Here is a 26823-nt window from a genome sequence, read left to right as displayed (position 1 = left end):
TCCTTACTGCGGAGCCTGGACTACTTCCTTCTCCTCCTGTACCGCGCTTTCAGGGACAGGAGGCAGCTCTTCGGCGATCTCACCTTCCGATGCCTCTCTCTCAGCGGCTTCGCTCACATGAGCCCCGGCTTCCTGCTCAGCTGCCGGCTCATGGCGGGGCAGCGCCTCCGTTTCCCCCCTGGCGGAGATGGGGACTCTGGCCGTGCGCCTGGGGCAGTATTGCGATATGTTTACGAGCAGTCCCATAAGGGTAAGGCACGTGAGGAGCGATGATCCTCCAAAGGATATGAAGGGCAGAGGGATTCCCGTGCAGGGGAGCATTCCTATCACGACTCCCATGTTCATGAAAGCCTGCAGGGCAATGACAAAAGTGCATCCCGCGGCCAGAAGCTTGAGATAGGGATGAGATGCCGCATAGGCGACCTTGAAGCCCCGGTAAAGAAGGGCCGCGAAAAGGATTACCACGGCGAGAGTTCCCAGCAGTCCCAGTTCCTCCCCGATGATTGCAAAGATAAAGTCCGTGTATTGTTCGGGAAGGTAGAAGAATTTCTGCCTGCTCTGCCCGAGGCCCAGCCCCCCGATTCCGCCTGAGCCCAGGGCAATGAGGGACTGGATGATATGGTATCCAGACCCGAGGGGGTCGGCCCAGGGGTTGATGAAGGAGAGAAAGCGCTTGACCCGGTAGCCTTCATCCAGAATCCTTATGCCCACCACCATGACGCCCGACACGGAGAGCGCCACAAGGTGCTTTAACTGGGCCCCTGCCATGAAGAGCATGCCCATCATCGTGGCGCCTATGACCAGGCTCGTGCCCAGGTCGGGCTCTTTCTCAATGAGCACGATAATGATTCCAGCAAAGCCGATCACGGGGAGAAGCCTGATAAATTCCGTAATTTTCTCATTTCTCCTGGAGAGGTAATCGGCAAGGTAGATCACAAAGAAAACTTTCGCTATTTCGGCTGGCTGGAAGGTGAAAGAGCCGAAGCCCATCCACCGCCGCGCTCCCATCGTTTCGTGGCCGATACCGGGGATAAGCACAAGAACAAGAAGGATTATTGAGAAAAAGACCCCTATGAGGCTCGCTCTCCTGAGCTTGAAGAGGTCAACCCTGCCTGCCGCAAAAAAGCATGCCGATCCCAGAAGAGCCCATATTATCTGGCGCTTCAGGTAGAAAAAGGGATCATTGTTGCACTCTTCAAGCACCGAAGAGGTGACTGAGCTTGCGCTGAAGACAATGATAACCCCCAGGATGAGCAGGGTGTAAGTGAGAAAGACGATAAGCAGATCCGGACTCTTCTTCAAGGGTACTCAACCTCCATTTTCTTGACTAGCTCTTGAAACAAATCCCCCCGGTGCTCTGCCGACGAGAACATGTCAAAGCTCGCGCATGCCGGCGAGAGAAGCACCACGTCGCCAGGTGATGAGGCTTCGAAAGCTTTCTTTACCGCTTCCGGGAACGAGGCTGAGCGGGTAATGCTCTTCATCCCCGCCATGGCGGAAGCCTCTGCTATCTTTTCGGCGCTTTCTCCTATCACCACCAGGTTTTTGACCCTCCGGGCTATCCTGCGCCCCAGGTCACTGAAATCCATGCTTTTATCCTTACCCCCTGCAATGAGGGTTATGGGCTCCGTAAAGCTTTCCAGGGCTGCCATGACGGCCCCGGGATTGGTCCCTTTGGAATCATCATAGAATTTCACCCCCCTTACGGTTGCAGTATATTCAAGACGATGAGAGAGCGGCGTGAATGCTCTCAAAGACGAAAGCACGCTGTCGCCGCTTATTCCTGCAATCATTGCCACCGTGAGCACTGCAAGGACATTAGAGAGATTGTGGCCTCCCTTGAGAGGCACCTCATCGCGGGAGAACAGCAGCTCTTCGACCCCGCCGCCGCGGAACCAGAGGGAGCCGTCCCTGCAGAAGGCCCCTCTCTCCACCTCGCCGCTGGTGCTGAAAAAATAGCGCTCTGCCCTCACTTCCCGGGCAATGTCACGGAGAGAGGCGTCATCGAAATTCAGCACGGCATAATCACCTGGGCCCTGGTTTTCAAAAAGCCGCGCCTTCGCCCTTACGTATTCGTTGAAGGTCCTGTGCCTGTCCTTGTGGTCATCGGTGATGTTCAGGATGACTCCTATCCGTGGGCGGAACTGTGCTATTGTCTCCAGCTGAAAGCTGCTCACCTCGGCCACAATCCAGGACACCTCGTCATGGGCTGCAACCTCGGCCGAGAGGGGAACCCCGATATTCCCCGCAAGAAGAGAGGAGACGCCCCCCTCCTTGAGAATCCGGTGAATGAGGCTCACTGTCGTTGACTTGCCATTGGTCCCTGTCACGGCGATCAGCGGGGCCTTTGCAAACTGCCAGGCCAGCTCAATCTCCCCGATGACGGGCACGCCTTGTTTCCTGGCTGCCTCCAGCACGGGGTGATAGATGGAGACGCCGGGGCTTATGACGATGAGATCCTTCCCTTCATAGACTTTTTCGGTGTTGCCGCCGTATTCAGCGACAATGCGGTCTTCCGGGAGGCCCTCAAGGAATCTCTCAAGCTCTTCCCTGGGCTTTGCATCGCTCACAAAGACAAGGGCACCCCTCCCGAGGAGCACTTCGGCCAGAGCCCTGCCGCTTCGCCCAAGGCCCATGATGCTTACCCTTTTCCCTGCGTAATCCATTATCATCCGTTCCTTTTACATTCTATAAATCCATACTCCAAGGGCCGCAAGCAGCGCCCCCGCTATCCAGAACCTGGTGGTCACCTGCACCTCGTGCCACCCTCCCAGGGCAAAATGATGGTGGATCGGGCTCATCCTGAAGACCCGCTTCCCCTTGGTCATCTTGAAATAAGTGACCTGTATCACCACAGAAAGGGCCTCCACGACGTACACTCCCCCCATGATGAAAAGAAAGAGCTCTGTTCCCGTGAGAATCGAGAGCGTTGCAAGGGCCCCTCCCAGTGCCAGGGAGCCCGTATCGCCCATGAATATCCTCGCGGGGAAACAGTTGAAGGCCAGAAAACCCAGAAGGGCGCCGCCAAGAGTGATGCAGCCGGCAAGAAGATCAAGGCGCTTCATGGCGAAGCAGAAATAGCTGTAACCCGCGAGGGTGACAATGACGCTCCCCGCTGCGAGGCCGTCCAGGCCGTCGGTGAGGTTTACGGCGTTGACACACCCCGTCATGACGGCGATGCAGAGAGGATAGATAAACCACCCCGTATCCACCCATCCCGCGAAGGGAACAAGTATCTTTCCGCCAAGAGGGGAATACTCCCTCATCAGCCAGGCGATACCAATACCGAGAAGAATATGGATGAAGAGCTTGTCCCTTGCCCTCAGGCCCAGGGAGCGCCCCTTTTTTATCTTGATGAAATCATCAAAAAATCCGGCGGCGCCGTTTATCACTATGAAGGCTGCAAATATTCCGTATTCCCAGGTGAGGGGATGAACCCAGAGAAGTGACATGATCACCACAAGAAGCACCACGAGCCCTCCCATGGTGGGAGTGCCGCTCTTGGAAGCGTGATCCTGGGGCCCTTCCGGCCGAATCTGCTGACCCCACTGGAGCTCCTTGACCTTCCTGATATAAAAGGGCAGCAAGCCCGCCGAGAGGAGGAAGCTCAGGAAAAAGACGCTTATCGCTCCTGCCATTGAAACTCCTCGGTTCTTAAGGACTGGCGCTCAGGGAGGATTTCTCATGGCCCCCCCGCCTCATGACATGTTCAACTATCTCTTCAAGCTTCATGAGCCTGGATGCCTTGACAAGCACGGCATCACCGCGTGACAGAATCCCTGCGAGCATCGCGCCGGCCTCATCCTTGCTCTCATACCAGAAACAGCGCCCCGAAGGCATTCCTGACCGGAGCGCCTCTTCATGGATGAGCTTCCCCAGGTCGCCGAGGGTCACGAGGTAGTCGATGCCTGCCTCTCTGACCATCCTTCCTGTGGCACGGTGTGCTTCTTCGGCTATCCCGCCAAGCTCGCGCATATCGCCGAGAACGGCAATCCTCCTCGTGACGCCGGGGAGAAGAGCCAGGGTCCTGATGGCATATTCCATTGAGCGGGGGCTCGCATTGTAGGTGTCATTTATCACGATGACGCCCTGGCCGGTGACCAGCTTCTCCATTCTCTTGCCCGTGATTTTTGAGCTGTTGAGAGCCTCCTGTATCTGGCCGGGAGGCACCTGGTGAAGAAGGCCGACGGCCACGGCCGCCATGGTGTTATAGACATTGTGGAGGCCAAGGAAAGGAATGCTGAATTCAAGCTCGCCGCCGCTAAAGGACGCCACTTTTACATTGAAGCCGCCGGAGCTCTGAGGCCTGCACTCAAGCATGCGCAGCGACGCCTTCTGGTCCTCGCCAAAGGAGTATTTGTTTCCAGGGAATTTCCCGGCAAGGTGGTCATACCAGCGGTCATCACGGTTGAGCACTGCCGCCCCATCGGGGGGAAGGGCAAGAAGAAGCTCCCCCTTCGCGTCTGCAATGGCTTCATAGGACCCGAGGAGCTCATAGTGAGCCTCGCCTATAATTGTAATGACGCCGACATGGGGCTTCACAATCCCGGCGAGCTGAGCTATCTGGCCCTTTCCCCTCATTGCAAGCTCTATCACCAGCATCTCGCTCTTTTCATCAAGCTGCATCACGGTATGGGGGACGCCTATCTCGTTATTGTAGTTCGCCTCAGTCCTGAGGGTGCGGTATCTTCTCGAGAGAACCTCATGGATGAGATCCTTGGTGGTGGTCTTTCCGTTGCTCCCCGTCACGGCCACGACGCGGACAGGAAATTTTTCCCTGTAGCAGGCGGCAATCCGGTGATAGGCAAGAAGGGTGTCTTCCACCGGTATTATCTTTCCCTGCCCATTGCCCTCCCCGGCCGGCTCCGATGAGAGAGCCGCCACGGCACCCTGCCCGAGGGCGCTCGCGATGAACCTGTGACCGTTGAAATTCTCTCCCGATATGGGGATGAAAAGCTCGCCAGGCCTTATGCTTCTAGAGTCCGTCGAGATTCCGACCACGTCGGCATCACTGAAGGCCCCATGGTCATTGCCGAGCATGGCAAGAAGTTCGTACAACCTCATTGGCTTCACTTTGCGCACTGCTCTCCTTTCTCGTCACGGGAGACGAGTTCTTTGAAGAATTCATGGACCACTTCGCCGTCATCAAAATGGATGGTCCGATCCCTGAAAATCTGGTAGTTTTCATGGCCTTTGCCGGCGATCACCACCGTGTCGCCGCGGCGCGCCATGCCCAGGGCCTTGAAGATGGCCTTCCTCCTGTCAGCTTCCTGCTCGTAGGATTTCCCTGCAAGCCTCACGCCCTCCTCGATATCGGCGATTATCATGCCGGGCTCCTCCGTGCGCGGGTTGTCAGAAGTGATGATAATCCTGTCTGAGAGGGTCGCGGCAATGCCTCCCATGAGGGGGCGCTTTGTCCTGTCCCTGTCACCGCCGCATCCGAAGACAGTGATGAGAGAGCCTGAGGTGATCTGCCTTGCGGTGGTGAGCACGTTCTCGAGGCCGTCGGGCGTGTGGGCATAGTCAACGATGACGGCGAATTCCTGGCCTGCCCTGATAAGCTCGAAACGGCCTTTTACACCGTGAAACTCCCTTGCCGCCGAAGCGAGCTCCGCGGGGGGCACGCCCAGCGATGAGGCTGCCGCAATGGCAGCCAGGGAGTTGGAGACATTGAATCCTCCCGAGACAGGGATCGTGACGGGAATGATACCCTCAGGCGCCATAAGCTGATAGCTGAGCCCTTCAAAAGTGACCTGGGGATCGCGGGCATGGTAGAGGGCTTTCTTATCGCGCACTCCATAGGTGAGAGCCGGCACCGAAAGATGCTCCGCTATGCGTTTCGAGGAAGGATCGTCAGCATTGAGGATCGCGGCCTGATCCTTCTCCCTTCCGTCGAGGGCGGTGAATATCTTGAGCTTGGCCTGGAAATACTCTTCCAGGTTCCTGTGAAAATCAAGGTGATCCTGCGTGAGGTTCGTGAACACAGCCCTGTCAAAAACGCAGCCCTCGACTCGGTGGAGCTCAAGGGCATGGGATGAGACCTCAAATACGGCGCACTCGCAGCCATGGTCCACCATGGAGGCAAGGGTTGCCTGGAGATCGAGGGACTCAGGAGTGGTCACTTTAGAGGTGGTCTTGAGGGAGCCTATCTTGGTGAATAGGGTGCCGATAAGGCCCGTTTTCACCCCGCACGCGGTGAGCATCATCTCAATGAGCGAAGTGGTGGTGGTCTTGCCGTTTGTGCCCGTCACTCCGATAATCTTGAGCTTCCTTGAAGGATGGCCGTAAAACTCGGCGCTCATGAGGGCAAGAGCCCTCCTGGAATGGGGCACGACGACTTTCACCACCCCATCGGGGAGCTCCATGGGCTTCTCCAGGCAGACAGTCTTTGCTCCTCTTGAAAGGGCATCGGCGATAAAGTCGTGGCCATCGGCCTTAAAGCCTTTAATACAGCAGAAAAGGCAGCCCGGAAAGGCCTGCCGCGAATCATAAGCTATCCCCGTCACATCGATTTCTCGAGACCCCACCACGTGTGAATCCGCGATGGAGTGCAGCAGTTCTTTCAGCTTCATCTGCAATGCTCCATGCACTCGCTCCCCGCCATCGAGGGGCTCCTATTGCTTTTTCGCTTCCTCATTCTTTCCGATCTCCTGAGGGAAACTCGGCGGGACTCCCAGGCGCCAGAGAGTCTCTTTGGCCACATCGGCAAATATCGGGGCCGCTACGACACCACCCCAGTAAATATCCGAGGGATGCTCCACCTTGACGAGAATGACAATCTTCGGATCCTCGGCGGGAACAAAGCCCACAAATGAGGCAACGTATTTGCCTGACACATAGTTTCCGTTTTCCACGACGTTGGCAGTGCCTGTCTTGCCTGCACAGAGATACCCTGGCACCTTTGCCCGCTTTCCCGTCCCTTTTTCCACGACATTCTGGAGAATCTCCTTCATCTTGAGGGTCGTCGCCGGCTTGATGGGTCTGGATTTCACCTCAGGCTTGAAATCCCTCACCACGTTTCCCTTGGAGTCAATGATCTGCTTTATAATGTGGGGCTTCATCTGTACGCCGTTGTTGGCAATGGCCTGCACGGCTGAGGTAAGCTGCACGGGGGTAATGGCGATCCCCTGCCCGAACGCCATGGTGGCGCAGTTTATCTCGGTCCAGTCCTTGAGGGGCAGCAGAAGTCCCTCGGTCTCGCCGGGAAGCTCAACTCCGGTGAGGGAGCCGAAACCGAATTTCCTGAGGTAGTTGAAGTAGGTCTTGCAGCCAATCTTGAGGCCGATGGCTGCAGAGCCGGTATTGAATGAATAGGTGATGATCTCCTTGATGTTTTCCGTGGCGCCGCCGCCAAAACCATCATTGGCATTCTGGAGCGTCCATCCTCCCACATCGATGGAACTGCCGCAGGGTATTTGATCCTCCATCTTGACCTTGCCGCTGTCCAGTGCAGATGCGGCAAGGATCACCTTGAATGTGGAGCCTGGCTCATAGGCATCGCAGACGCAGGCATTCCTGGTGAGCTTCATATAATCATTGCTTCTGGGATCGAAGGACCTCACATCGGGCTTTGTCGTAAGGGCGAGTATCTCGCCAGTCTTTGCATCCATGACTACGACAGAGCCTCTTTTTGCCCGGTGCGCCTTCACTGCCTTGTCAAGTATGCTCTCGGCTATATACTGGATACTTTCATCGATGGTGAGGACGATATTATAGCCGGGGATAGCCTGCACCATCGAGGTGACCCCGCCGGGAATGACTCTTCCGTCGCGGTCCATCTCAGTCTCCATGATGCCGGGTATTCCCTTGAGATATTTATCCAGAGAGGCTTCAATACCGTCAAGGCCTTGATCGTCAATTCCCGTGCATCCAAGGATGTGGAGGCCGAGATGCCCCTTGGGATAAAATCTTTTCCCGTTGGATTCCCTGAGAAGAAAAATTCCTTCGATCTTCAGTGCCATCACCCTCCGTGCCGCATCGTCAGTTACCTTCCTCTCTATCCATGCAAAGGTGGAAGGTATCGAGAGCCTGAGCTCAAGCTCCTTGCGGTCGCAGCCAAGGATGCCTGATATAAGAAGGGCAGCTTTCTTGTGATCTTTGATCTTGGAGGGATCGGCGGCAAGGGAGGGAAGGGAGATGCTGTTCGCCAGGGGCTCAAACTTCCTGTCCAGGATTGTGCCGCGCAGTGCAGGAATCTCAATTTTCCCTATGTGCTGGTTATCGGCCAGAGCCTTGTAACGGTCGCTCTGGAATGCCTGTATGGTGACAAGCCGGTAGGCGAGGCAGACAAAGAGCAGGGCTGTCATGTAGAAGAGAAGTACCAGTCTCTTTCTTACCTTGATATTCCATCCTATCACGAAAAACCTCCCTCTTGGCCTTCACACCCTGATCCCACCGGTGAGCCTTCGGTGACTCACGAAAGCTCGCTGCTGGGTACAGAGCCGGCCTGAATTTCATGCTCCATGAATGACGAACGAGGGTGAGTTCTTCACCCCCTTCGTGGGTAGCCTTTTATTCTGTTGAACGGTTTTGTGCTTTGGGAGACGGGGGAGCGATGTACCCTCCTTCGCATCCCCCGTCTTACCCTTTACTTGCTGTCCACGGTGGCCTCAGAGAATTGTTTCCAGCCACCTTTTTTCCAGATTAAGATTACCATTCGTAGTCCCCTCTCCGGATCGAAGGGTTTCCTGGTCTTTGGTCAAACGGCCCAGCTTAACCATGCCACCTTCTCTCTTCGATCCTGAATCTTCCTGGAATCAGTTTTTCGGAATCTTTTCTACCGCAACAACATCCTCCAAGGAAGTCCGGGCCACTGGCTGACGCATGTCGAGTACCAGTCTCACAGGGGGTTGTGACATTCCCAATTGGGTCCGAGCAATGGCTTCAATACGCTCCAGAGCATTAAGTCTATTGACTTCAAGCTTCAGTGACAACCGCGACCGTTCTAAAGTAGACTTTGTTTCCTTTAGCCGGCAAATTTTGTACTGGCAGCTTACGATCTGGGCGCACAGACAGAGATACATAATGAGCATGGCGGCCACTCCCACGAGACCTGCGACATACATTGACACCGTAAGCGTTGAGACACCACGGTTTCTGTCGGCCATTGTCCCATGGCATGACCCTCTCTTAACCCTATGTAATTGTTCGTTTTTGCGGGAGACGGCTAGCAATTACTTATTTACCTCCTTAATCTCTACCTTTACAGCCCTTAATTTCGCCGAACGGGCTCTTGGATTCCGTGCCACCTCCTGTGCTTTTGGCACAAGAGGCTTCCTCGTCAGTATGGACAGTCTCTTCTTTGGAAGACCCACCTCGTGTTCCGTGAAGGGCTCCGATACCTCTCTTGAGAGTTCCCGGAATTTTGTCTTCACCATACGGTCCTCCAGGGAGTGATAGGAGATGACCACTATCGTTCCTCCGGACCTTGTCACACGTATTGCTGCTTCGAGTCCCTCGTGTAAGCACTGCATTTCGCGGTTTACTGCAATCCTTAAGGCCATGAACACTTTCGTGGCAGGGTGCAGCGTTCTTTTTCGCCGCTCCCCAGGGACGCACGCTTCGACACAACGTGCCAGTTCCAGAGTCGTGTGTATGGGCTGGTGCCTGCGGATCGTTTCGATCCTTCGGGCAATCCTCCGCGCCCACCGTTCATTTCCATACTCCCAGAAGATCCTCTCCAACTCTTTTACCGAGAGCCTGTTGACCAGATCAGAGGCTGTGGTACCCAGTTGACTATTCATTCTCATATCTAGTCTCGCCTCTGCTCGGAAACTGAATCCCCTTGCGATACTGTCCAGTTGATGCGAGGACACTCCCAGGTCAAAAAGGACTCCATCCACCTCCTTTATCCTTTCGCGCTCGAGGATCTCTTCCAGCTGTGCAAAGTTTGCATGCACGATTCTCACGGTACTGATTCCATGGAATTTTCCGGTTATCTCCTCGACTGCCTCGGGGTCCTGATCAATCCCGACCAGCATGCCATCTGGTCCTAGAACTTCCAGGATTCTAAGTGAATGACCACCTCCTCCTATGGTGCAGTCTACATAAATCCCTCCCCGTCGGGGAGAGAGGTACGCCAGGACTTCGTCGGGCATCACCGGGACATGGAACGGGTTAGAGTCCATACTTTTCATAGACCTTTTGGGTCTGGTCTATGAAATTCTCCTGCTCTTCCTGTTCCTTCCATCTCTCGGTGCTCCAGACCTCAATGTGGTTGATGGCTCCTATCAGTGTCACCTTTGCATCCCTTATGCCAGCTATCTCCTTTAGCTTCTGAGGGATGAGCACCCTTCCCTGGTTCTCCATTACACAGGAAACGGCAGAGGAGACGAGGAGCCGCAGCCACTTCTGGCCCGCAACATCCGTTTGAGAGATTTTCGATGATACCTCATCGATAAGCTGATTGAACTCCGTCTCGGGCATGATCCAGATGCTGTCTGCATTGACACTCCGGAGCAGATAGAACTTGTCGCCGAGAGAAGTCCGAAATTTGGAGGGGATAATGAGGCGGCTTTTATCATCAAGGGTATGTTCGAATTCACCTGTGAATTTCGCCAAACCCACAATGCGCTACCTCCCTCCACATTACTCCACCTGATCTTCTCCTATGATACTACCATGGAGTCAACCCTGTCAATACCCCTCACGCCATGAATGCCGCGCCACCATGGATATTCATGATGGTCAACCACCATATCTTGACAAATCATGCCGGGATGGACTCTATATTTTGTACTGAAGGCAATTTCATGCATGCAGAATCTGCATGCGGTGCTATAATAATTTTCAATAAATTGGGCTGCACTATTTCCATATATTGCTCGGGTGGAGCAAAATGGAGTATGTCTGTGCCCCATATAATTTGATTTTATTTCAATAAACAAGCAAATCCACCATTAGTGCCGTTTTTCTGCTCAATGGCTCACTGATATCATAACTTTTGGTTGTTTAATGGCAATAAAGGCTTTAAATCCATTTATAATGAGGATTAATAAGGTTCTGCAGATCATGGAAGGCATGGCCGGAACAGGGGGACACGCCATGCTCGAGAAGGATAATTTTGTTCATGGAAAAAACCATGGGTCACAAGAAGGCTCAGGATTCTTGATGGCGAATCTTATCCCTCTGCGGCTGTCGCATTGCGGAAAATATGCGGAGCAGGCCTGGAGCACGAGGTGCCCTGTGATAAAAAAATGGTTCTGGATACTCTTTTTCATCGCACTTCCCTTCCCTTGGATTTATCTGAAACTGACGGGACTCGACGAGCACTCCCTCCTGGTGGCAATTCTCTCGGGAACAGCCATTGTGTCGGCATCTTTCATACTCTCCTGGATCGCGGAGGTGGCCCAGAAGGATATCCCCCAGGCCCTCGCAATTGCTGCAGTGGCCCTCATTGCCGTGCTGCCGGAATATGCCGTGGACATGTATTTTGCATGGATGGCAGGGAAGGATCTCCATTACTGTCCCTATGCCCTCGCCAACATGACCGGGAGCAACCGCCTCCTTATCGGTGCAGGGTGGGCTTTTGTGATGCTCATATACTATTTAAAGACAAGAAAAAAAGAGATCGAGCTCACCAGGGAGCACACCCTTGAAATCAGCTGCCTTCTCATTGCTTCCCTCTATGCCCTCATCATCCCCTTGAAAGGCAACCTGTCCCCCATAGATGCCGTCTTCTTCATACTTCTCTTCTGCTTTTATATCTACCATGCCACGCGCTGCAAAGTGGTGGAGCCAGAGATAAGCGGTCCCCAGGAAGCTCTCGCTGACCTTGCTGATACCCCGAGGAAGCTTTCCCTCGCCGCCCTTTTTCTCTATGCGGGCTTTACCATCTTCATATCTGCGGCGCCTTTTGCGGAAAGCCTCATCCACACGGGCAAGATTTACGGGATTGACGAGTTCATCCTGGTCCAGTGGGTTGCCCCCCTCGCTTCCGAGTCGCCGGAGTTCATCGTGGCGGCCCTCTTCGCCTTCAACGGCCACCCCACGGCAGGCTTCGGATGCCTGGTATCCTCAAAGGTGAACCAGTGGACTCTCCTTGTGGGGATGCTCCCGCTGGTCTTTGCCATTTCCGCAGGCCATCCCGGCGCCATGCCTCTTGATGCCCGGCAGAGCGAGGAGATACTCCTTACGACCGCGCAGTCACTCTTTGCAATCGCTATAATCCTGAATCTCAGGTTCAGCATCTGGGAGGCCCTCATCCTTTTCGTGCTCTTCACGACGCAGCTCTTTATCCCCCATCCTTTTATCCGCCATATTTACTCGATTGCCTACCTCGTCCTCGCCATACTGATGGTGGTGCTGGACCGCAGCAAAAGGGAGAGCCTCAAGTTCTTCGACCCCAGGGTCTGCGGGCGGTGAACAGGGAGTATCTCCGGAAGGACAGAATAGTATCTCTATGAACGATTCACCAGACGAAAAGCTCAAGGAAAATATCCTGGCCCTCAAGCATGAGCGGAACGCCATTATCCTGGCCCATCTCTACCAGCGCCCCGAGGTTCAGGATATTGCCGACCACGTGGAGGACTCGCTGGGGCTTTCCCGCATAGCAGCCTCCACCACGGCGGATACCATAGTATTCTGCGGAGTGCATTTCATGGCCGAGACGGCGTCGCTTCTCAACCCCAAAAAAGCGGTGCTCCTTCCCGATCCTGATGCAGGCTGTCCCATGGCCGACATGATAACCGTAGAAAAGCTGCGGGCATTTAAGGAAGAGCACCCTGGCGCCCCTGTAGTCTGCTACATCAACTCCTCTGCCGAGGTCAAGGCCTTAAGCGACATCTGCTGCACCTCATCAAACGCCGCCGATATCGTGGAGAGTCTTGAGAATGAAGAGCTCCTCTTCATCCCTGACCAGTCACTGGGCGCCTGGGTTGCCTCAAAAACCAGGAAAAAAATCCATCTCTACCCGGGGTACTGCCTTACCCACCATCGCCTTTTTCCCGAGGACATAGAAAAGATGAAAACGCTCCATCCCCGCGCAGCGGTGATGGGCCACCCGGAGTGCACCGGGGAAGTGCTCAGGCTCTGCGATTTCGTGGGGAGCACCTCGGCGATGCTCAAATACGCCGCCACCTCTCCCCATGATGAATTCCTCGTGGGAACCGAAAGCGGCATCCTGCACCGCCTCCGGAAAGACAACCCCGGCAGGCAGTTCCATCTCCTCAGTGACAGACTGATATGTCCCAACATGAAGCTCATCACCCTGGAGAAGATCCTCTGGGCACTCCGCGCCATGGAGCCCCGGATCACTGTCCGGGAAGAAGTGAGGGAAAAAGCCCTTTCCACGATAAAAAAAATGCTCAATGCAAAAAGATAAAGACCACTCTGAAAAAAGGAGCTCTCACCATGTTCTTGAACAGCCAGGTGAAAAAATTTCTCAAGCACTCACTTGACGAAGATCTCGGGAGCGGAGACATTACCTGCGAACTCCTGATACCGGCCTCAAGCCGCGCAAAGGCGGAGATCTATTCCAAGGCGCGGGGGGTTCTGGCCGGCGTTGAACTGCCGGGCATGCTCTTCAGGCTCCTCGATGAGCACTGCATCTATCTGCCCCAGAAAGAGGACGGAGCACTTCTCTCTCCCGGCCAGCTGATCGCTTCAGTGGAGGGGAGCGCCCGGGCCATCCTGAGCGGCGAGAGAACATCCCTTAATTTCCTCCAGCACCTCTCGGGCATTGCCACCATCACCAGGACCATCACGGATATGCTGGGGAATACCTCTCTCTCCATCCTGGATACGCGGAAGACCATTCCCGGAATGAGAAGCCTGGAAAAGTACGCCGTCCGCGCAGGAGGAGGGAAAAACCACCGCATGGGCCTCTATGACGGGATAATGATAAAGAACAACCACTTGAAGTTCTCCTCCCTTGCCGGGGCCGTGACCAGGGCAAAGAGAGGAGCACCGCCCCTTATGAAGGTGGAAGTGGAGGTGGAAACCCTCGAGCAGGTGAGAGAAGCTCTTGAGGCCGGGGCCGAGATGATAATGCTTGACAACATGGATACCGCCCTTATGAAGGAAGCCTGCGCCCTCATCGCGGGAAGGGCTCTGATAGAAATCTCAGGGAACATCACCGAGGAGCGGCTCCCGCAGCTGAGAGAGCTTGCCATAGACTTCATCTCCATGGGAAGGCTTACTCATTCAGTGAAAGCCCTGGACATCTCCCTCAGAATCACGGAAGTCACCCCTTAAGGAGTACCGCTATGACCAGCGACGGGACAGGCGCCATAAGCCCGGGGCCCGTGAGGTTCTGGGGTGAGCGGATCCATTACTTCAAGGAAGTCACCTCTACCAACCTCCTGGCAAAGGATTATGCCTCCCGCGGAGAAGGCCACGGCTCCGTAATCCAGGCGGAAGCGCAGACTCAAGGATTAGGGAGGAGAATGAGAAAGTGGCACTCTCCTCCGGGTGGTCTCTGGTTTTCCCTTATCCTGAGGCCCCAGAGCCCTCCCAAGGGCCTGGCGCTCCTCTTTTCTCTCTGGATAATCGAGTTTCTCGAGGCGCAGTTTTCTCTGGGACTCCACCTTTACTGGCCCAACGACATATACTGCGAGGGCCGGAAAATGGGGGGAATCCTGCTTGAGGCCACTCACAACGGCGGGGCTCCCCTGTGGATTATTGCAGGAATAGGGATAAACATCAACAACAGCGGGGCAGGCATTCCTGCAGAGTGCGGCGCCACGTCACTTTCCTCCCATACCGGGGCGGTCCATCCCCTGAGGCCCTTCCTTGAAGACCTCCTGGTGCATCTGGAGTGGAATTTCGAGACTGCCCTTAAGAGAGGTTTTCCGGCTTTTCGTGATGCCATTGAGGATCACTGCCCCCTCCTCAAAAACATGGTGGAGATCCAGGAAATAAAGGGGGCACGGAAGGTAAAGGCACTCGGAATAGGCGACGAGGGCCAGCTGGTGATAGAAAACCGGAGCAAAGAGCGGGAGGAGATCTGGTCCTGCGAGAGGGTGAGACTCCTTGAAGGGCCTACTCAACCTTGATGACTTCGCTTGCCATTCTCTCGAGGCGCTCCATGAGCGCCCAGCCTATCCCCTCGCGGGAGATGCCCTCAACGAGGACCACCTTGGTGTTCTCCTTTTCAAAGGAACGCAGGCATGAGAAAAAATTCTTCGCGATAACTTCCAGGTTGCCCCGGGGGCCCATGACTCTCGTGCAGGGCTCATTGCCGATATGGGCGGCGCTGTTCTCCGTGATAAGGAGCCCCACCTGGCTTCCCTGGGGAAGGTTGGCGATGAGGGTTTTCATTCTCCTCAGCACTTTTTCCGATTCGCCCTCCACGAGGATAATTTTCATATCCCTGGATATCTTGTCGGCCTTCGAAAACCTGTCATCATCGGAGAGCATGGGGGCATACCCCAGAACTTTGGTAATCTGCTCATGGGTGATGAAACCGCTCCGCGTCAGCCTGAAAGGGCTTGTGGTGACGTCAATGATGGTGGACTCTATGCCCAGAACCTCCTCATCACTTCCCGTGACAATGGCATCTATTATCCCCCCGAGCTCATCGATCACATGGGCTACCGTAGTCGGTGAAAAACGGCCGGAGACATTTGCGCTTGTGGCCACCACCGGTACTTCGGCCTTCCTGAAGAGGGCGGATGCGAGCGAATTCCTGGGCACTCTTACTCCCACTTTCCTTGAGCCTGCCGTGATGAGATCGGGAACATTTTCGGCCTTTTCAAGAAGGAGCATAAGGGGGCCGGGAAGGAACTTGCGTGCAAGGGCCTGAGCCTCCTCCGGCACAGATTTCACATAAGGAGTCACCATCTCGAAGGCGGGAAGATGAAAGGCCATGGGGTTGAAGAATGACCGCCCCTTGGCCTGGAATACCTGTTTCACGCTCTCCAGGTTCCCGGCACTGACGCCGAGGCCATAGACTGTCTCAGTAGGGAAGGCTACAAGCCCCCCTCCTCTCAGGATGGCCGCCGCTTCTTCCAGATCCTGGTCATTCTGGCCTCTGCGGATCTCAAATATTCTGGTATCCATAGGCACCTCGCAGGCTCATGGCCCGTTCTTTTCCGCCTGAAGACTTTCCAGTTCTTCCATGAGGGCGGCAATGAGATGATTCTCTTTCACCTTGCGCACGATTTTTCCTCCACGAAAGAGGGCTCCTTCCCCTTTCCCTCCGGCAATCCCTATATCGGCCTGTCGGGCTTCGCCGGGTCCGTTCACCACACACCCCATCACTGCTATCTTTACCTCCATGGGGGCCATGGCATGAAGGCGCTCTTCAAGATCCCTCACAAGGCGGGGAATGTCTATCTGTGTCCTGCCGCAGGTTGGGCACGAGACAATGGTGGCCCCCCGCTTCCTGAGCCCCAGCGCTTTCAGGATCTCATAGGCCACCTTCACCTCGTCGAGGGGGGTAGAGGTAAGGGAGACCCTTACCGTGTCGCCAATACCCCTCATAAGAAGTGACCCTATCCCCAGAGCCGATCTCACCAACCCCGCCATGGCGGCCCCGGCTTCAGTGACGCCGATATGAAAGGGATAGGGGGACCTTTGGGCCAGCAGTTCATGGACCTCGAGAAGGAGGGCGATGTCAAAACACTTCACCGAGATGACGATCTCGGTGAAGTCAAGGGCTTCAAGCCTTTTCACCTCCAGGAGGGCGCTTTCGGCAAGGGCTTCTGCCGTAATTCCCCCATGCTTCCTTATCAGGGCCTTCTCAAGAGAGCCCTCATTGACGCCTATCCTTATGGGGACCCCACGCTCACGGGCCCGCTTCACTATCCCGGCCAGATGCTCCTTGTGGGGGAAATTGCCGGGGTTCAGGCGGAGCTTGTGGACTCCCCGCTCGAGAGCCTCAAGGGCAAGGCGCCAGTCAAAATGGATATCGGCCACCACAGGGATGGACGAGCGGGATATGATTTCCCCCAGAGCCCTGGCCGCTTTCATATCCGGCACTGCCACCCTTACCAGCTCACAGCCTTCTGCGGCAAGACTGTGGATCTGGTCCAGAGTAGCCTCCACTTCGTGGGTGGGAGTCTTGGTCATTGACTGGACAAGCACCGGCGCCCCCCCGCCGATGGGTACGCCCCTCACATAGACCGTGCGGCTCTCTCTTCTTTTTTCCATGACGGAAGGTCCCCCTTCGCTCTCTCACGGCGCCTGGAGGTTACTTAAAGAAACTCACGCCCTGGATAATTCTGATTATGTCATTGTAGGTGAAAAAAAGCACCACCATGATGAGAATGATAAAGCCCACGAGGTGAACGTACCCCTCTTTCTCCTGGTTGAAAGGCTTGTTCCTGATGCCGCTGATGATGAGGATCAGGACCCTCGAGCCGTCAAGGGCAGGGAAGGGAATGAGGTTGAAACAGCCGATGAGGACATTTATCATGCCGAGAAAATAGAGGAGGAAGCTGAACCCCTTGCGGTACATCTCGAAGAACATCTGCCCTATCCCCACGGGTCCCGCCGAGCCCTCCGTCACTTCCTTGGCCTTCATCTTGCCCTTGAAGATGAGGTAGAAGGCATAGAAAGGGGCCACGGTAAAGCGAGCCATCTGGTCCACGCTGTCGGTGATGACGGTGCCGAAGGGCTTCCTCTCAAAACGCATGTCAATCGCCTTCGTATCAGGGGAAAAGCCGATGATGCCGATTTTTTCCTTGGTGCCGGGCATAAGGATCGTCGTGACGGTCCTGGTGAAGGTCATTTTCGAAGGCCCCTCGCCCCTCTCAATCTCAATGCTTATCTCCTTTTCCGGGTTCTTGTGGATGGTGTCAATCATCTCGTAGGCATCCTTCACCTTCTGCCCGTTGATGGCTACGATATAGTCGCCAGGCTCGAGACCGATCTTCTGGGCAGGCGACCCCTCGAGGATCTTGCCCACCTTGGGTTTCAGGTATATCTCTCCCACGCCGTATACAAGCCCGACCGTCAGGAAAATAAAAAGGGCGGTGATATAGTTCATGAGGGGGCCTGAAGCCACGATCTTCACCCGCTCCCAGACCGTCTTGTTCTGGAAGTTCCCCGTGTCTTCCGGGTTATCGCAGGGCGTATCCTCGCCCTCCATCCTCACATAGCCTCCCACGGGGAAAAGCCTGAGGGCATACTCCGTCTCCCCTCTTTTCCTGGAGAAAAGGCACGGCCCGAACCCGAGGGCAAACTCATGGACCTTCACTCCCACCCTTTTCGCCATGATGAAGTGACCCAGTTCATGAATGAATATGATAAAGCCGAAGCTCAATATCACCACAAGGAGGCCGACCCAGTTTGCAAGAAGCCAGTGGACTATCGTCACGTCATACACCCCTTTCAGGAATTACTACGATTGTAACAGAAAAACGGAAATTATGCAAATAGCCTAAGGGAGTTTTTTGGCCACGCCGAGGGCCTCCTGCCGGGCCTGCCTGTCGGCTTCGATGATATCCTCGAGGCCGGGCTCTCTCACCGGGGCATGCCTTTCCATGGTGCGCTCGATAATGACCGGGATATGGGTGAAAGAGATAAGGCCCTTGAGGAAAAGCTCCACGGCCACTTCATTTGCCCCGTTGAGCGCCACCGGGAGCGTGCCCCCCTCCCTGAGAGCGTCATAGGCAAGCGAGAGGCACCTGAAGTTCTTCAGGTCGGGCTCCTCAAAGGTGAGCTTCCCGATCTGGGCAAGGTTGAGCTTCTGCCACCTCATGGGCATTCCCTCGGGATAGCCCAGGGCATACTGAATGGGGAGCCTCATATCAGGCGGCGAGAGCTGCGCAAGCACCGAGCCGTCGCAGAACTCAACGAGGGAATGGATGATGCTCTGGGGATGGATCACCACCTCAATCTTTTCAATGGGCACGGAAAAAAGATGAAAGGCCTCAATGACTTCAAAGCCCTTGTTCATGAGCGTCGCGGAATCGACGGTGATCTTGCTCCCCATCATCCATGTGGGATGGGCAAGGGCCATTTCCCTTGTGACATTCCTGAGCTGCCTCGCGGTGAAGCCCCTGAACGGCCCGCCTGACGAGGTAAGCAGTATTCTTGCCACCTCGCGCCCCTGCGCCCGGAGGCACTGAAAAATGGCAGAATGCTCGCTGTCCACGGGGATGAGCGTCACTCCTCTTTCCCTGACCCTTTCCATCACAAGACTTCCTGCTGCTACGAGTGCCTCCTTGGTGGCAAGGGCAAGGGTATGACCTGCCTCTATGGCGGCAAGGGTGGGTCGGAGCCCCGCGATGCCCACGGCAGCCACAAGGACTACGTCATTTTCAGGGAGGCCCGCTATTCTTGCCACTCCCTCGTCGCCCGACGATATCCTTAGCGCCGAAAGCCCCGGGCATGCCACAAGGCGGGACCATGCCTCTCTCTCCACAATGGCTGCCTCGGGAGGGTGGAAGCGCTCAAGCTGGTCCCTGAGGGTCTGCCAGCTTTTCTGCGCGGCAAGGCCGGCCACGGCGAATTTTTCACTGAAGTGACCGATTACCTCGAGGGCCTGCCTGCCAATGGAGCCCGTTGAACCTATGATGCTGACCTTTTTTTGCATGAAACCCCGCTTCTTATCCGCAGGTCTCTTTGATAAGCCTCTCTCAGAGGAAATGCACGAAGTACTTGAAATAGAGGTACGCCACCGGAGAGGTGATGAAAAGGGAGTCAAACCTGTCCAGGATCCCCCCGTGGCCGGCCACGATGTCGCCCGAATCCTTCACGGAAACATCCCTCTTGAGCGTCGATTCCCACAGGTCGCCGAGCATGGCAAAGATGCTTATCACAATGCTCAGCACGATACAGTGAAAGAGGGGTATGCCGGAGAAAAATCCCCAGGTGCCCGAGAAAAGAAGGGCAATGATGATGCCTCCTATGGCGCCTTCTATGGTCTTGCCGGGGCTTATCGAGGGGCAGAGCTTGTGGCGCCCCAGGAACTTGCCCACGAAAAAGCTCCCGATATCGGTAAAGGAGGTGGCAAAGACAAGGAATACCACGTAGAGGGCGCCGCGCTCTATGTGGTATGGCCCCAGCATCGCCGGCTCATCCATTCCCCTCAGGTGGATGATGAAAGAGAAAAGCCACCCGATGTAAAGATATCCAAGAAGGGTGACGCCGGCATCGAGAAATGACGAGACATGGGATTCCTTGCGGAAGATAAAAATGAAGAGCGTATAGATTATCAGCACAGTGAGCACCACAAGGGACTTTTCCTCGTTGAGGAAAAAGGCGGTGAAATAGAGGATGATCCCGCAGAGAAGGCCCGTAATCTTGGATGGCCTTATCCCCTTGCGGTACGCAAGGTTATAGAACTCGTTAAGGCCAAGGATCCCGATGATGAGCACTTCAAGGGCCATTGCCCAGGTGCCCATCATCACCAGCAGAAAAGAGCCCACTATGAGAAAAGCGCCTACGATTATCCTCTTTAAAAACATCAGCCGTTCAAAGCCTCGATGAAGAAGTCTTGCAGGGGTGAGCCTGCACCGTCGAACCGCCGAACCGCCTCTCCCGTTTCTGGTAATCCAGTATCGCCGTAAGGAGCTCACGGGGGGTGAATTCCGGCCAGTAGCTTGAGGTGAACCAGAGCTCAGAATAGGCAATCTGCCAGAGCAGAAAATTGCTTACGCGCATCTCGCCGCTCGTTCTGATGAGCAGGTCTGGATCGGGAAGGCCCGCCGTGAGGAGATACCGTGAGAAGAGCTCCTCTGTGACTTCGGAAGCCCTTACGGCCCCAAGGGAGAGGTCCCTGGAAAGGGCAAGGGCTGCCTTCATGATCTCTGAGCGGGAGCCGTAGTTCACGGCAAGATTCAGCACAAGCCTGTCGTTGCCCCTCGTGAGCTCTTCCGTCTTGCTGAACTCGTCGCTGAGGGACGGCGGGAGTTCATCAATGTTTCCAATTATCCTGAACCTTACTCCGTTCTTCTGAAGATGGTTCCTTTCTTTCCTGCTGTAGTATTCAAAAAGGGAGAGAAGGACCCCTACCTCGTCTTCGGACCTTTTCCAGTTTTCACAGGAGAAGGCATAGGCCGTGAGCACGCCGATCCCGAGCTTCACGAATGTTTCCACGATTGTCTTGAAGACCTTCGCCCCTGCGCGGTGGCCCATGAGGGGGGGGAGGCTGCGGGATTTCGCCCATCGCCGGTTGCCATCCATGATGATGGCAATATGGCGGGGCATGGCGGTTCTGTCAAGCTTTTCCAGTAATGCCTCGAAAGAGAGCTCTCTGCCATGAAGCGTTTTCACTGCCATCTATTCGTAATCCTCATAGGCGACAAGCACCACGAGCCCCTCTTCTTCTTCGCGCTCTGCGATTATCCTGAGCCATCCCTTGCCGAATGCTGCCCTGGGGGGCTTTACCACGATTATTCTGTAGGGGTAAAGGGAGCGCTCGCGGAGCAGTTTCATGCCTTCAGTATAAGAAAAGCCGATAACGCTCAAATCTCCATTATCTCTCTCTCTTTATGGGAAGCCATCTCATCAAAATCCTTGATGTACTTGTCGGTGATCTTCTGCACTTTTTCCGTGGTCTTCCTTGCCTCGTCCTCAGAGGCGGTGCCGGCCTTTTCAAGCTTCTTCAGGTCGTCGTTCACCTCGCGCCTTATATTGCGGAGCGACACCTTTCCTTCCTCTGACTTCTTCTTGACGACCTTGACAAGGTCTTTCCTCCTCTCTTCGGTGAGGGGAGGGATGGCGAGGCGGATGGCATTGCCGTCATTGACGGGATGAATGCCTATATCGGATTTCAGGATTGCCTTTTCTATGGCACCAAGGAGAGTCTTGTCCCATGGCTGTATCACCATGCTCCTTGCATCGGGCACTGCAATGTTTGCAAGCTGGTTGAGCGGCATGGGCGAGCCGTAGGCATCGGCCTGGATCCTGTCAAGGAGCGCCGGCGTGGCCCTTCCCGTCCTGATGCCTGAAAGGTCCTTCTTGAACACCTCAATAGACTTCTGCATTTTTTCTTCCATCGTTTTCAACAGAGCCGGATCTATCACAATTATCCCTCCTTCACCAATGTGCCCATCTTTTCACCTGTGAGCAGCCTCTTCACGGAGCCGTACTCCCTGATGTTAAAGACATAAATGGGAAGCTTGTTGTCCATGCAGAGAGAGACAGCCGTCGAATCCATCACCTTGAGGCCCCTCTGGAGCACTTCCAGGTAGGTGACCTCTTCAAATTTTTCAGCATCATCATATTTATGGGGGTCCTTGTCATAGACCCCGTCAACAAGCGTCGCTTTAAGGATGGCCTGCGCACCGATCTCAAGCGCCCTGAGTGCTGCCGTAGTATCGGTGGTAAAATAGGGGTTTCCCGTGCCGCCGGCAAATATCACCACGCGGCCCTTCTCAAGGTGCCTGAGTGCCCTCCTCAGGATAAAGGGCTCTGCCACCTGCTTCATCTCAATGGCTGACTGGATTCTTGTCGTGACCCGGTTCTTCTCAAGGGCCTCCTGGAGTGCAAGAGCATTGATAACCGTGGCAATCATGCCTATGGTATCGGCAGTGGTGCGGGCCATGTCGCCTGCCTCCCTCCCGCGCCAGAAGTTTCCCCCGCCTATCACCACGGCGATTCTTACCCCCAGCTCCACCACGCCCTGCACTTCCCTGGCAATCTGCCCGATAGTGTCCTTGTCAAGGCCGAACCCTTTCGTGCCGCAGAAGGCCTCACCGCTGAGCTTTAACAGTATGGTGTGAAAACGAGATTCCATGCTACTCTCCAAGAACATACCTGACGAAGCGGTTTACCGAGATGTTTTCGCCGAGCTTTGCAATCACATCCTGGATAAGATCGGATATCTTCCTGTCCTCGTCACGGATATATGCCTGCTCAAGCAGGCATACAGTCCTGAAGAACTTTTCCAGCTTTCCTTCCACCACTCTTTCCAGGATGTTTGCGGGCTTGCCTTCGTCCTGAGCCACTTTCTTGATGACTTCCTTCTGCTTCTCAATGACATCCGGAGGGATCCTGTCCCGGGAGATGTACTGGGGCCCCTGGGCGGCTATCTGGAGAGCAATCTCCTTGGCCAGGTTACCGAAGAGCTCGTTTCGTGCCACGAAATCGGTCTCACAGTTTATCTCAAGTAAAACTCCTATCTTGTTCATGTGGACATAGGCTTCGATCTTGCCCTCCTTGGTGACTCTGTCCTTCTTCTTCTCAGCCTTCTCAATGCCTTTCTGCCTGAGTATCTCCTGGGCCTTTTCCATGTCGCCCCCTGCCTTCACCAGGGCGTTGCGGCACTCCATGACTCCTGCCCCGCTCTTTTCCCGTAATTCCTTTACTGCTTCAGTTGATATCGCTGTCATTGCTTCTCCTCCTTATATGAATGGAACCTGCCGTCGGCTTCCAGGCGCTCCTATGCCACCGGCTCTTCCTCTGGTGTCACTATCTGGGCTTCCGATGAAGCCACTTCCCCGGGCTCTCCCTCTGCCGAGGGCTCGGCCCCCTCTTCCTCCTGTACTCTCAAGGCTTCAATCTCGGCCTTTGCTTCCATCACCGCGTCGGCGATCTTGCTGCACAGCAGCTTTACCGCCCTGATAGCATCATCATTACCTGGTATGGGATAATCTATCTCATCAGGATCACAGTTCGTGTCCACGATTCCCACGATGGGAATTTTAAGCTTTCTTGCCTCGGCCACTGCAATCCGCTCTTTCCTCGGGTCAATAATGAAGAGAGCGCCGGGGGGATCTTCCATATGCTTGATGCCGCCAAGAAATTTCTCAAGCTTCTTCATCTCGTCCATCTTTCGCTTGACTTCTTTCTTCGGGAGCACCTCGAAGAGGCCTTCCTCTCTCTCCCTCTCAAGCTCCTTGAGCCTGTTGATCCTGTTCTTTATGGTCTTGAAATTGGTAAGCATGCCCCCCAGCCAGCGCTGGTTCACGAAAAACATGCCGCACCGCGAGGCATCCTCAAAAACGGCCTCCTGGGCCTGCTTCTTTGTCCCCACGAAGAGAATGGACTTCCCTCCCTTGATCACTTCCTGGATAAAATTGTAGGCCTCCTTGACCTTTACCACCGTCTTCTGGAGATCGATGATGTAGATGCCGTTGCGCTCGGTAAAGATATACCGGGCCATCTTGGGATTCCATCGCCTTGTCTGGTGCCCGAAGTGCACCCCTGCCTCAAGCAGTTGCTTCATTGAAATAATTGCCATTTTTTTCTCCTCTTTTCTGGTTTTGGTGCCTCCGCTCCGTCCCCCCGTGCCGCCCCGGGGAAGTGCTCCCAAGGGACCCGGACACGTATCAGAAGCGTGTGAAATTACCCCCTGCCGCTCCTTCAGGAAGAATGGCATCAAGGGATTTTAGACTGTCATTACCTCCCTGCTCTTCTCACCTCCTTCCTCATGGGCTCTCTCTTTATTCCTGCAGTGTTGCTTGAATAAACGTCACTATTTCTCCCTGGCGGCGAAAAATCCTCTCTACAGGATATACCTGCTCAGATCCTTGTCTTTCACTATGTCCTGAAGCTCATGGCGGACATACTCGCCGTCAATGGAGATTTTATCTCCCCCGTGCTCTGACGCGCTGAAGCTCAGGTTTTCCAGGAGCTTCTCCATGATCGTGTGAAGCCTTCTCGCGCCTATGTTCTCCGTCTGCTCGTTCACCTGCTCCGAGAGCCTGGCGATTTCATCGATTCCTTCATTGGTAAAGTCCACTTCCACGCCCTCTGTCAACAGGAGCTCCCTGTACTGCCTCACGAGGGCGTTCCTGGGCTCCGTGAGAATCTTGACAAAATCCTCTCTCGTGAGGCTCTTGAGCTCAACCCTTATGGGGAAACGGCCCTGGAGCTCCGGGATCAGATCGGAGGGCTTGCTCACGTGAAAAGCTCCCGCCGCGATAAACAGGATGTGATCGGTCTTCACTGGCCCATACTTGGTGTTCACCGTTGAGCCTTCCACGATGGGGAGAATATCGCGCTGCACCCCCTCCCTTGAGACATCGGGGCCGTATCCCTTCTCTCTTCCCGCGATCTTGTCAAGCTCGTCGAGGAAGATTATGCCGTGGCGCTCGACCTTCGAGATGGCCTCCCTCTTCACCTCTTCCATGTCAATGAGCCTCTGCGCCTCCTCAAAGGCAAGGATCTTCTTGGCGTCGGCCACCGTGACCGTCCTTTTCTTTTTCCGCTTGGGCAGGAGGCCCCCCAGGATGTCCTGGAAATTCACCCCCATCTCTTCCATGCCCGAGCCGGAAAAGACCTCTATCACCGAGGGAATGCCTTCCTCAATCTCTATCTCTATGGTCACCTCGTCAAGCTCCCCCGATTCGAGGCGGTCCTTGAGGCTGCCTCTCTCTTGTTCGAACTCTTCGCCGCGGTCTTCTGCCTGGTGGGTGTTCTGACCGGGCGAAGGGATGCCCATGCCGCCGAGAAGCACCGAGAGAGGCGACGTGCCTTGCTCCTTTTTAAAGCGCGGCTTCATGATGTTGAGAATCCTCTCCGTAGCGAGCTCTTTCGCCCTCTCTTCAACAGCAAGCCGCCGCTCTCTTTCTACCATGCGCACCGAAGCCTCGACAAGGTCCCGTATCATAGATTCCACATCGCGTCCCACATATCCGACCTCGGTGTACTTGGTCGCCTCAATCTTGATGAAGGGGGCCTGCGTAAGGCGGGCAAGCCTCCTCGCAATCTCCGTTTTCCCTACGCCCGTGGGCCCTATCATGAGGATATTCTTGGGTATCACTTCATCTCTCAGGTCTTCAGGGAGCCTTTCCCTCCTGTAGCGGTTTCTCAGCGCAATGGCCACCGACCGCTTCGCTTCCTGCTGGCCTATGATGAACTTATCGAGTTCCTCCACTATTATCCGGGGTGTCAATTCTTCCACGACCCTGTTCCTCCTTGCTCCGGTTAAAGAGAATCTTTTTTATCTCCTTTTTCTCCAGTAAGACTTTCGCCCCGCTCGGCGTCATGAACTGGAGCCCCCCCTTGAGGGAGAGAAAGCCCTTCAGCTTCTTGTCTTTTTTGGTAATCATGGTGTCAAGCCCGGAAGCCTCCCCAATCTCAATTGAGCTGATGTCACCTACCAGGCACTTGACGCTCTTGTCAGGCGCCTCCATGGTGATGTCGCCTTCCAGCACTTTGCCCCACACGGTCCGCCCGTCGGCAAGAACGAGGACATCAACTTCCTTGAGGGCTGCTCCCTCTTTCTTCTCCACAAGGAGCTCGTCGGTAATCCTGGACTGCTCGTCGGTGATGCGGGGGATGGGGAATCCTGCCGAATACTCCAGCAGGTTCGCCTGGAAACGGGCGCCGTCAACCTGATCAGGCCAGAGAAGGGGCTTGAGGATGACACGACCTTTCCCTTCTTCCCTGATTGCCGATATGGCGGCAGGCTTTATCAGCTCTGTCTTGAGAAGGGCCTTGACGGCTCCCCCTGAGTTCACGGCGCTGTAATTTCCCTCGCTTACCTTCATCACAAAAACCACGGCTCCCGTCACCCCCGACAGCACGGGGTGCTCGCCGAAAGGCTGGCCCAGTATGGCGATTCCCGGATGCTTCCTGCCTCCGTATTCACCGTCCATCTTCTTGCTCATTGCCGCAGCCGTGATGGGCAGCTCCTCCATCCCGAAATATTTTGCAAGGCGGGAGTCATAAAACCATACGGTGCCCCCCTCGTCGCGGACCCATTTCATGAGCACATCACCGAGCTCGGCCGTCATTTTCTCGGGCATGACCTGGATCACCAGTATCTTTGCCATGGCGGGCTCTCTGGCAAGGCGGCTGATATCGGCCACGTTCCTGTCCATGACCACGAAGACGCCGCACTCCTTCTGGGAGTGGAGCTTTTTCTTCAGCGAGTCAGGAAGCTGGGCCCATGCCCTTCCGGCGGAAAAGAGTGCCAGCACCATCAGTATGCCGAGCAGTGTCGTGCCTCTTTTAATCATTTCATTCCTCTGCCTCCGTAAGTGA

Annotated in this window: 25 protein-coding genes; 4 read left to right on the top strand and 21 right to left on the bottom strand. The window is 55.1% G+C overall.

What is annotated here, in order from left to right:
- Positions 1-3: 3 nt before the first annotated feature.
- The 8 genes from ftsW to RDV48_07815 form a co-directional block, all read right to left on the bottom strand.
- A complete protein-coding gene (gene ftsW / locus RDV48_07850; protein MDQ7822689.1) occupies positions 4-1302 on the bottom strand; it encodes a putative lipid II flippase FtsW in 1299 nt (432 codons plus the stop codon).
- Positions 1299-2666 (bottom strand): UDP-N-acetylmuramoyl-L-alanine--D-glutamate ligase, encoded by a 1368-nt coding sequence (gene murD, locus RDV48_07845; GenBank protein MDQ7822688.1) that lies wholly within the window; start codon positions 2664-2666, stop codon positions 1299-1301. Before murD ends, ftsW begins: the two co-directional genes overlap by 4 nt.
- Positions 2667-2681: 15 nt before the next feature.
- Positions 2682-3638: a phospho-N-acetylmuramoyl-pentapeptide-transferase gene (gene mraY / locus RDV48_07840; GenBank protein ID MDQ7822687.1), complete on the bottom strand. Its 957-nt coding sequence runs from the start codon at positions 3636-3638 to the stop codon at positions 2682-2684.
- Positions 3639-3654: 16 nt separating this feature from the next.
- Positions 3655-5064 (bottom strand): UDP-N-acetylmuramoyl-tripeptide--D-alanyl-D-alanine ligase, encoded by a 1410-nt coding sequence (murF, locus tag RDV48_07835; protein ID MDQ7822686.1) that lies wholly within the window; start codon positions 5062-5064, stop codon positions 3655-3657.
- 5 nt (positions 5065-5069) lie between these two features.
- Positions 5070-6572: a UDP-N-acetylmuramoyl-L-alanyl-D-glutamate--2,6-diaminopimelate ligase gene (locus tag RDV48_07830; GenBank protein MDQ7822685.1), complete on the bottom strand. Its 1503-nt coding sequence runs from the start codon at positions 6570-6572 to the stop codon at positions 5070-5072.
- A gap of 42 nt (positions 6573-6614) precedes the next feature.
- Complete coding sequence (locus RDV48_07825) at positions 6615-8357, bottom strand: penicillin-binding transpeptidase domain-containing protein (protein ID MDQ7822684.1); 1743 nt, start codon at positions 8355-8357, stop codon at positions 6615-6617.
- Positions 8358-9173: 816 nt separating this feature from the next.
- On the bottom strand, positions 9174-10127 hold the full coding sequence (gene rsmH, locus RDV48_07820; GenBank protein ID MDQ7822683.1) for a 16S rRNA (cytosine(1402)-N(4))-methyltransferase RsmH: 954 nt from the start codon (positions 10125-10127) through the stop codon (positions 9174-9176).
- A complete protein-coding gene (locus RDV48_07815) occupies positions 10117-10566 on the bottom strand; it encodes a division/cell wall cluster transcriptional repressor MraZ (GenBank protein MDQ7822682.1) in 450 nt (149 codons plus the stop codon). The genes rsmH and RDV48_07815 overlap by 11 nt, the downstream gene beginning before the upstream one ends.
- A 618-nt stretch (positions 10567-11184) precedes the next feature.
- Between RDV48_07815 and RDV48_07810 the strand changes: the two genes are divergently transcribed.
- Genes RDV48_07810 through RDV48_07795 form a run of 4 tightly spaced genes read left to right on the top strand, consistent with a single transcriptional unit; the run spans position 11185 to position 14993 of the window.
- The gene (locus RDV48_07810; GenBank protein MDQ7822681.1) at positions 11185-12363 is read left to right on the top strand and encodes a sodium:calcium antiporter; all 1179 of its coding nucleotides are present in this window, start codon (positions 11185-11187) and stop codon (positions 12361-12363) included.
- Between the two features lie 37 nt (positions 12364-12400).
- Positions 12401-13321, top strand: coding sequence for a quinolinate synthase NadA (nadA, locus tag RDV48_07805; GenBank protein MDQ7822680.1), 921 nt, complete (start codon positions 12401-12403; stop codon positions 13319-13321).
- A gap of 29 nt (positions 13322-13350) precedes the next feature.
- Positions 13351-14193, top strand: coding sequence for a carboxylating nicotinate-nucleotide diphosphorylase (gene nadC, locus RDV48_07800; GenBank protein ID MDQ7822679.1), 843 nt, complete (start codon positions 13351-13353; stop codon positions 14191-14193).
- An 11-nt stretch (positions 14194-14204) separates the two neighbouring features.
- Positions 14205-14993: a biotin--[acetyl-CoA-carboxylase] ligase gene (locus tag RDV48_07795; GenBank protein ID MDQ7822678.1), complete on the top strand. Its 789-nt coding sequence runs from the start codon at positions 14205-14207 to the stop codon at positions 14991-14993.
- On the opposite strand, the gene RDV48_07790 is transcribed toward RDV48_07795, so the two are convergent.
- From RDV48_07790 to RDV48_07730, 13 genes are all read right to left on the bottom strand, one after another.
- Complete coding sequence (locus tag RDV48_07790; GenBank protein MDQ7822677.1) at positions 14980-15999, bottom strand: L-threonylcarbamoyladenylate synthase; 1020 nt, start codon at positions 15997-15999, stop codon at positions 14980-14982. The genes RDV48_07795 and RDV48_07790 overlap by 14 nt on opposite strands.
- Before the next feature lie 15 nt (positions 16000-16014).
- Complete coding sequence (gene ispG / locus RDV48_07785; protein MDQ7822676.1) at positions 16015-17091, bottom strand: flavodoxin-dependent (E)-4-hydroxy-3-methylbut-2-enyl-diphosphate synthase; 1077 nt, start codon at positions 17089-17091, stop codon at positions 16015-16017.
- 40 nt (positions 17092-17131) lie between these two features.
- Positions 17132-18259: a M50 family metallopeptidase gene (locus tag RDV48_07780; protein ID MDQ7822675.1), complete on the bottom strand. Its 1128-nt coding sequence runs from the start codon at positions 18257-18259 to the stop codon at positions 17132-17134.
- A gap of 63 nt (positions 18260-18322) precedes the next feature.
- Positions 18323-19480 (bottom strand): 1-deoxy-D-xylulose-5-phosphate reductoisomerase, encoded by a 1158-nt coding sequence (locus RDV48_07775; GenBank protein MDQ7822674.1) that lies wholly within the window; start codon positions 19478-19480, stop codon positions 18323-18325.
- A 43-nt stretch (positions 19481-19523) separates the two neighbouring features.
- Positions 19524-20354, bottom strand: coding sequence for a phosphatidate cytidylyltransferase (locus RDV48_07770; protein MDQ7822673.1), 831 nt, complete (start codon positions 20352-20354; stop codon positions 19524-19526).
- 7 nt (positions 20355-20361) lie between these two features.
- Positions 20362-21168 (bottom strand): isoprenyl transferase, encoded by an 807-nt coding sequence (locus RDV48_07765; GenBank protein MDQ7822672.1) that lies wholly within the window; start codon positions 21166-21168, stop codon positions 20362-20364.
- Complete coding sequence (locus RDV48_07760) at positions 21169-21357, bottom strand: hypothetical protein (GenBank protein ID MDQ7822671.1); 189 nt, start codon at positions 21355-21357, stop codon at positions 21169-21171.
- Entirely contained in the window at positions 21354-21911 is a 558-nt protein-coding gene (gene frr, locus RDV48_07755) for a ribosome recycling factor (protein MDQ7822670.1), read from the bottom strand. Before frr ends, RDV48_07760 begins: the two co-directional genes overlap by 4 nt.
- 5 nt (positions 21912-21916) lie before the next feature.
- Positions 21917-22627, bottom strand: coding sequence for a UMP kinase (pyrH, locus tag RDV48_07750; protein MDQ7822669.1), 711 nt, complete (start codon positions 22625-22627; stop codon positions 21917-21919).
- Position 22628: 1 nt separating this feature from the next.
- Positions 22629-23222 carry a translation elongation factor Ts gene (gene tsf / locus RDV48_07745; protein MDQ7822668.1) on the bottom strand — a complete coding sequence of 198 codons (594 nt, stop codon included), beginning with the start codon at positions 23220-23222 and terminating at the stop codon, positions 22629-22631.
- 50 nt (positions 23223-23272) lie between these two features.
- Positions 23273-24073, bottom strand: coding sequence for a 30S ribosomal protein S2 (rpsB, locus tag RDV48_07740; protein MDQ7822667.1), 801 nt, complete (start codon positions 24071-24073; stop codon positions 23273-23275).
- Positions 24074-24337: 264 nt separating this feature from the next.
- Complete coding sequence (gene hslU / locus RDV48_07735; protein MDQ7822666.1) at positions 24338-25738, bottom strand: ATP-dependent protease ATPase subunit HslU; 1401 nt, start codon at positions 25736-25738, stop codon at positions 24338-24340.
- Entirely contained in the window at positions 25695-26798 is a 1104-nt protein-coding gene (locus tag RDV48_07730) for a hypothetical protein (GenBank protein MDQ7822665.1), read from the bottom strand. The genes hslU and RDV48_07730 overlap by 44 nt, the downstream gene beginning before the upstream one ends.
- Between the last annotated feature and the right edge of the window lie 25 nt (positions 26799-26823).

The sequence above is a fragment of the Candidatus Eremiobacterota bacterium genome (genome assembly GCA_031082125.1).
In the GTDB taxonomy this organism is placed as follows: Bacteria; Vulcanimicrobiota; CADAWZ01; order CADAWZ01; family Ess09-12; genus Ess09-12.
Note: the sequence above shows the minus strand (reverse complement) of the source record. Positions and strands in the feature narration are given on the sequence as shown.

What these genes read in the sequence shown, in the direction of transcription:
- murD (MDQ7822688.1), bottom strand. Translation starts at nt 2,666, where the DNA reads ATGGATTACGCAGGGAAAAGGGTAAGCATCATGGGCCTTGGGCGAAGC.
- mraY (MDQ7822687.1), bottom strand. Translation starts at nt 3,638, where the DNA reads ATGGCAGGAGCGATAAGCGTCTTTTTCCTGAGCTTCCTCCTCTCGGCG.
- murF (MDQ7822686.1), bottom strand. Translation starts at nt 5,064, where the DNA reads ATGAGGTTGTACGAACTTCTTGCCATGCTCGGCAATGACCATGGGGCC.
- RDV48_07830 (MDQ7822685.1), bottom strand. Translation starts at nt 6,572, where the DNA reads ATGAAGCTGAAAGAACTGCTGCACTCCATCGCGGATTCACACGTGGTG.
- rsmH (MDQ7822683.1), bottom strand. Translation starts at nt 10,127, where the DNA reads ATGGACTCTAACCCGTTCCATGTCCCGGTGATGCCCGACGAAGTCCTG.
- nadA (MDQ7822680.1), top strand. Translation starts at nt 12,401, where the DNA reads ATGAACGATTCACCAGACGAAAAGCTCAAGGAAAATATCCTGGCCCTC.
- nadC (MDQ7822679.1), top strand. Translation starts at nt 13,351, where the DNA reads ATGTTCTTGAACAGCCAGGTGAAAAAATTTCTCAAGCACTCACTTGAC.
- RDV48_07795 (MDQ7822678.1), top strand. Translation starts at nt 14,205, where the DNA reads ATGACCAGCGACGGGACAGGCGCCATAAGCCCGGGGCCCGTGAGGTTC.
- RDV48_07790 (MDQ7822677.1), bottom strand. Translation starts at nt 15,999, where the DNA reads ATGGATACCAGAATATTTGAGATCCGCAGAGGCCAGAATGACCAGGAT.
- ispG (MDQ7822676.1), bottom strand. Translation starts at nt 17,091, where the DNA reads ATGGAAAAAAGAAGAGAGAGCCGCACGGTCTATGTGAGGGGCGTACCC.
- RDV48_07775 (MDQ7822674.1), bottom strand. Translation starts at nt 19,480, where the DNA reads ATGCAAAAAAAGGTCAGCATCATAGGTTCAACGGGCTCCATTGGCAGG.
- RDV48_07770 (MDQ7822673.1), bottom strand. Translation starts at nt 20,354, where the DNA reads ATGTTTTTAAAGAGGATAATCGTAGGCGCTTTTCTCATAGTGGGCTCT.
- RDV48_07765 (MDQ7822672.1), bottom strand. Translation starts at nt 21,168, where the DNA reads ATGGCAGTGAAAACGCTTCATGGCAGAGAGCTCTCTTTCGAGGCATTA.
- pyrH (MDQ7822669.1), bottom strand. Translation starts at nt 22,627, where the DNA reads ATGGAATCTCGTTTTCACACCATACTGTTAAAGCTCAGCGGTGAGGCC.
- tsf (MDQ7822668.1), bottom strand. Translation starts at nt 23,222, where the DNA reads ATGACAGCGATATCAACTGAAGCAGTAAAGGAATTACGGGAAAAGAGC.
- rpsB (MDQ7822667.1), bottom strand. Translation starts at nt 24,073, where the DNA reads ATGGCAATTATTTCAATGAAGCAACTGCTTGAGGCAGGGGTGCACTTC.
- RDV48_07730 (MDQ7822665.1), bottom strand. Translation starts at nt 26,798, where the DNA reads ATGATTAAAAGAGGCACGACACTGCTCGGCATACTGATGGTGCTGGCA.